The organism is Streptomyces boluensis, from assembly GCF_009908195.1.
GTDB classification, from domain to species: Bacteria; Actinomycetota; Actinomycetes; order Streptomycetales; family Streptomycetaceae; genus Streptomyces; species Streptomyces boluensis.
This window is the reverse complement of the sequence record NZ_JAAAHS010000477.1, coordinates 1-5,142: the sequence shown is the minus strand read 5'-3', so window position 1 is coordinate 5,142 and position 5,142 is coordinate 1. Positions and strand designations below refer to the sequence as shown.

4 protein-coding genes are annotated in these 5,142 nt (G+C 73.9%); all 4 read left to right on the top strand.

Going from position 1 to position 5,142, the window contains the following annotated elements; all coding sequences use genetic code 11:
- The first annotated feature begins 293 nt into the window (after positions 1–293).
- Complete coding sequence (locus tag GUY60_RS34095; RefSeq protein WP_161704992.1) at positions 294–914, top strand: carbonic anhydrase; 621 nt, start codon at positions 294–296, stop codon at positions 912–914.
- Positions 915–928: 14 nt separating this feature from the next.
- The gene (locus GUY60_RS34090; RefSeq protein ID WP_161704990.1) at positions 929–2,443 is read left to right on the top strand and encodes a SulP family inorganic anion transporter; all 1,515 of its coding nucleotides are present in this window, start codon (positions 929–931) and stop codon (positions 2,441–2,443) included.
- A 182-nt stretch (positions 2,444–2,625) separates the two neighbouring features.
- Positions 2,626–4,014: an aldehyde dehydrogenase family protein gene (locus GUY60_RS34085; RefSeq protein WP_161704989.1), complete on the top strand. Its 1,389-nt coding sequence runs from the start codon at positions 2,626–2,628 to the stop codon at positions 4,012–4,014.
- A gap of 20 nt (positions 4,015–4,034) precedes the next feature.
- Positions 4,035–5,117, top strand: coding sequence for a Zn-dependent alcohol dehydrogenase (locus tag GUY60_RS34080; RefSeq protein WP_161704987.1), 1,083 nt, complete (start codon positions 4,035–4,037; stop codon positions 5,115–5,117).
- Positions 5,118–5,142 lie beyond the last annotated feature (25 nt).

Sequence of the window (5,142 nt, the reverse complement as noted above, 5' to 3'; positions counted from 1 at the left end):
CGCCCCCCGTGCGCCTGCCGGGATCCGGCCCGCACCCCGCGTCGGCCGCGGCCCTCGACCCCGGCGAACGGCCCGCCCTGCTCCAGGTGTTCCGCTGCTGAAGCCGGATCCCGCAGGGTCCCGCCGCCGTTCCACGGCGCCGGACGCACCCACCCAGTGATCCCGTACGCAGTGCACCGCCCGACCACGTTCCCCCACCGGACGACCGGCCGCGCGGCCGACCGAGGCACCCTCGTCGCCCGTCACCGCGCCCTGCCCGGACCGACCGGTGCGGAACGCCCGGAGGAACCCCCATGCATTCGTTCATCGACCACGCCCGCAGCTTCCCCGGCCGGATCGCGGCCCAGGGGGAGGAGCGCGAAGCCTTCGGCAGGCTCGCCGAAGGCCAGTCGCCCGAAGCCCTCTTCATCACCTGCTCCGACTCGCGGGTGATCCCGTCCCTGTTCACCGGCGCCCGCCCCGGCCAACTCTTCGAACTGCGCACCGCGGGCAACGCCGTACCCGAGTACGGCGGCGCCGAGACCACCAGCGGCGAGGCCGCCACCGTCGAGTACGCCGTCAGCGTGCTCCAGGTCCCCGACATCGTGGTGTGCGGCCACTCGCACTGCGGCGCCGTGCGCGCCCGCGTGCACGGCGAGGACCTCGCCGCCGTGCCCGCCGTCGCGGGCTGGCTGGAGCGCCAGCTCCCGCACCTCCCGGTCCGCGACCCGGAGGCGGGCGTCGACGACGACGCCCAGGTGGCCGGACATGTGCAGCGCCACGTCAAGGCCCAGCTCGACCGGCTGCGCCAATACCCGTGCGTACGCGACGGGTTGGCGGCCGGACGGCTGCGCCTGCACGGCTGGTACTACGCGATCGACACCGGCCTGGTCATGGAGCACGACGCTTCGGCCGACGCCTTCCTGCCGCTGTGAAGGGAACGAACAGCATGCCTTCCCCCGCGCCGGACACCCCCCGCGCCCGCACCTTCCGGTACGACCTGACCGCCTCCCTCGTCGTCTTCCTCGTCGCCGTGCCGCTGTGCGTCGGCGTCGCCGTCGCCTCCGGCGTGCCCGCCGAACTCGGCATCGTCACCGGCATCGTCGGCGGCCTCCTCACCGGCTTCCTGCCGGGCAGCTCCCTCCAGGTCAGCGGCCCCGCCGCCGGACTGACCGTGCTCGTGTACGAGGCCGTGCAGACGTACGGCCTGGCCGCGCTCGGCGTGCTCGTGCTCGCCGCAGGGCTGCTCCAACTCGCCATGGGCGCCCTGAAGTTGGGCCGCTGGTTCCGCGCCATCTCGGTCGCCGTCGTGCAGGGCATGCTCGCCGGTATCGGCCTGGTCCTGATCGCCGGCCAGGTGTACGCGCTCGCCGACCTGGAGGCGCCCGGCAGCGGCCTGGCCAAGCTGGCGGGCATCCCCGGACTCGTCCTCGACGTCGCCGCCTCGCCCGAGGCGCTCGCCGCGGTCTGTGTCGGCGTCGGCACCGTCGTGCTGCTCGTCGTCTGGCCCCGCTGGAAGGCCGCCGCCCGTGTCCTGCCCGCCCCCCTGGTCGCCGTCGCCGCCGCCACGCTCGCCGTCGCCGTGTTCGGCCTGCCGGTCGCCCGGGTCGAGGTCAAGGGCCTGCTCGACGCCGTACAGCCGCCCGGCGGCGCCGAGTTCGCCGCGCTCGCCGATGTCGCGATGCTCGGCACGGTGCTCGCCTTCGCGCTGATCGCCTCCGCCGAGTCGCTGTTCAGCGCGGCCGCCGTGGACCGGCTGCACAACGGCGCCCGCACCGACTACGACAAGGAGCTCATGGCGCAGGGCGCGGGCAACGCGGTCTGCGGTGCCCTCGGCGCGCTCCCGATGACCGCGGTGATCGTCCGCAGCGCGGCCAACGTCCAGGCGGGCGCCCGTACCAAGGCCTCCCGGGTCCTGCACGGCGTCTGGCTGCTCGTCTTCGCCGCGGCCTTCCCGGCGGCGCTCGGCGTCATCCCGGTCGCCGCGCTCGCGGGTGTCCTGGTGCACGCCGGGTTCAAGCTGATCCCCTGGAAGGACCTCGGCCCGCTGTGGCGCGAGCACCGGGGCGAGCTGGCGATCCTGGTGACCACCGCGGTCGCGATCGTCGTCGGCAACCTCTTCGAGGGCGTACTCATCGGCCTGCTCCTCGCGGTCGCCAAGACCGCCTGGCAGGTCTCGCACGTCCACATCGATGTCACCGAGGAGCCCGTGGCCGAGGAGGGCACGCAACCCGCCCTGAAGATAAGGGTGTTGGGCAACGCGACCTTCCTGCGGCTGCCCAAGCTGCTCGACGCCCTGGAGGCGCTGCCCGCCGACCGTGAGCTGCACCTCGACCTCAGCGGCCTGCGCCATGTCGATCACGCCTGCGCGATGGCCCTGGCGACCTGGCAGGAGCGGCACAACGCCCTCGCGGGTGCCGCGCCGCCCGTGAAGGTCACCCCCCTGGCCGGGGCGGAGGCCTGACCCTCGCGGTACAGCGAGGCGGTACGTACGCAGAGGCCCGGCGGTGCACCCACCGCCGGGCCTCTGCGTATGCCCGTACGTCCGTACATTGCACCCGGGGGATGCACGGTGACCCTGGCGCCCAAAAACTAACGGCGCTAGTTTAGAGCGACGACCACGGAAACAGGCTCGGAAGGAGTGCCATGAAGGCGCACGACGGCATGTACATCGACGGCGCGTGGCGACCCGCCGCCGGCGCGGACACCATCGCGGTGGTCGATCCGGTCGACGAACAGGTGATCGCCCACGTCCCGGCCGGTACCGCCGAGGACATCGACGCCGCGGTGCGCGCCGCCCGAGCCGCCCTGCCCGGCTGGGCCGCGACCCCGCCCGCCGAGCGCGCGGCCGTGATCGGCGCCCTGCGCGACGTGCTGGTCGCCCGCAAGGACGAGATCGCCGAGACCGTCACCGCCGAACTGGGCTCCCCGCTGCCGTTCTCGCAGGCGGTGCACGCGGGCGTGCCGATCGCCGTGGCCGGTTCGTACGCCGAACTCGCCGCCTCGTACGCCTTCGAGGAGCAGATCGGCAACTCCACCGTGCTGCTCGAACCGGTCGGGGTCGTCGGCGCGATCACGCCCTGGAACTACCCGCTCCACCAGATCGTCGCCAAGGCGGCGCCCGCGCTCGCCGCCGGCTGCACCGTGGTGCTCAAGCCCGCCGAGGACACCCCGCTGGTGGCGCAGCTGTTCGCGGAGGCCGCGCACGAGGCGGGCGTACCCGCCGGGGTGTTCAACCTGGTGACCGGCCTGGGCCCGGTGGCCGGGCAGGCGCTCGCCGAGCACGAGGGCGTCGACCTGGTGTCCTTCACCGGTTCCACCGCCGTCGGCAAGCAGATCGGCGCCACCGCGGGCGCCGCCGTGAAGCCGGTCGCCCTTGAGCTCGGCGGCAAGTCCGCCAACGTCATCCTGCCCGGCGCCGACCTGGCCAAGGCCGTCGCCGTCGGCGTCGCCAACGTGATGTCCAACTCCGGCCAGACCTGCAGCGCCTGGACCCGGATGCTGGTCCCCGCCGACCGGTACGAGGAGGCGGTCGAGCTCGCCGCCGCGGCCGCCGCGAAGTACGGCGACCGCATCGGCCCGGTCGTCAACGCCAAGCAGCGGGCGCGGGTGCGCGGCTACATCGAGCAGGGCGTGGCCGAGGGCGCCCGCCTGGTCGCAGGCGGCCCCGAAGCGCCGCGCGAGAAGGGGTACTTCATCACCCCCACCGTCTTCGCCGACGTGCGCGCGGACATGACCATCGCCCAGGAGGAGATCTTCGGCCCGGTCCTGTCGATCCTGAAGTACGAGAACGAGGACGAGGCCCTGGCCATCGCCAACGGCACCGTCTACGGCCTCGCGGGCGCCGTCTGGTCCGACGACGAGGACGCGGCGGTCGCCTTCGCCTCCCGGATGCACACCGGCCAGGTCGACATCAACGGCGGCCGCTTCAACCCCCTTGCGCCGTTCGGCGGTTACAAGCAGTCGGGCGTCGGCCGCGAGCTGGGCCCGCACGGCCTGGGCGAGTACCTCCAGACCAAGTCCCTGCAGTTCTGAGCCCAGAGGAGGACGCGACCGTGGTCCGCGCCGCCGTACTGCCCGCCGTCAACGCCCCGCTGGAGCTCACCGAGATCCAGCTGCCCGAGCCCGGCCCCGGCCAGGTGCGGGTCCGCCTCGCCGCCGCCGGGGTCTGTCACTCCGACCTGTCCCTGTCCAACGGCACCATGCGGGTGCCGACGCCCTGTGTGCTCGGCCACGAGGGCGCGGGCACCGTGGTATCCGTCGGGGAGGGCGTCACCGACGTGGCCCCCGGCGCCGGGGTCGTCCTCAACTGGGCGCCCTCCTGCGGCAGTTGCCACGCCTGCGCGCTCGGCGAGGTGTGGCTCTGCGGCAACGCGCTCGCCGGGGCCGCCGACGTGTACGCGCACCGCGCCGACGGCACCCCGCTGCACCCCGGCCTGAACGTCGCGGCGTTCGCCGAGGAGACCGTCGTACCGGCGAACTGTGTGCTGCCCGCCCCGGACGGCGTCCCGCTCGCCGACGCGGCCCTGCTCGGCTGCGCCGTCCTCACCGGGTACGGCGCCGTGCACCACTCCGCGCGCGTCCAACAGGGCGAGTCCGTCGTCGTGTTCGGGGTCGGCGGGGTCGGCCTGGCCACGCTCCAGGCGGCCCGGATCGCCGGGGCGGGCCCGATCGTCGCCGTGGACGTCTCCCCGGAGAAGGAGGAACTGGCGCGCGCGGCCGGCGCCACCGAGTACGTCATCGCCTCCGACACCACCGCGCGCGAGATCCGCAAGCTGACCGGCGGTCAGGGCGCCGACGTGGCCGTGGAGTGCGTCGGCCGGGCCGCGACCATCCGTACCGCCTGGGAGTCCACCCGGCGCGGCGGCCGCACCACGGTCGTCGGCATCGGCGGCAAGGACCAGCAGGTCAGCTTCAACGCCCTGGAGATCTTCCACTGGGGCCGCACCCTGTCCGGCTGCGTCTACGGCAACACGGTCCCCGAGCGCGACCTGCCGGTCCTGGCGGAGCACGTCCGGGAGGGGCGGCTCGACCTGAGCTCCCTCGTCACCGAACGCATCGGTCTGGACGGAATCCCGGCGGCGTTCGACAACATGCTGGCGGGCAAGGGGGGCCGGGCGTTGGTGGTCTTCGACTAGCCCGTTATTTCGCCGGAGGGGCTGG